The organism is Microbacterium sp. C7(2022) (assembly GCF_028823665.1).
Classification (GTDB): Bacteria; Actinomycetota; Actinomycetes; order Actinomycetales; family Microbacteriaceae; genus Microbacterium.
In genome coordinates this window covers 1-266 of sequence record NZ_JAPEHV010000064.1, presented here as the reverse complement: position 1 = coordinate 266, position 266 = coordinate 1, and the positions used below count along the sequence as shown (strand labels likewise).

Annotated in this window: 1 protein-coding gene; it reads left to right on the top strand. The window is 44.4% G+C overall.

Annotated features, from left to right (window positions below; translation table 11 throughout):
- Nucleotides 1–37: 37 nt before the first annotated feature.
- Nucleotides 38–266 (top strand): hypothetical protein (locus tag ON062_RS13700; RefSeq protein WP_274647699.1); only part of this gene is annotated, 229 nt, incomplete at its 3' end.

Sequence of the window (266 nt, the reverse complement as noted above, 5' to 3'; positions counted from 1 at the left end):
ATAGGGAGCACAGATAGATGAGTCTGGTGAGGGCGGAGTGCTTAAGGAAAACGGTTCTACATCATCTTTAATAGATGAGGTGAAAGACAAGCAAGACCAAGATCCCATTCTGCTACAACTAAAAGTAGATGTGCCTAAGCAAAAAGTGATGATTTTCGCCAAAGGGGGAGATGGAGTGTTGAGATACCAGAGTAGATTGTGCGTTCCAGATATTGATGGTATTCGAGGGAGGATCATGGCAGAGGCCCACAATTCCAGATATTCCA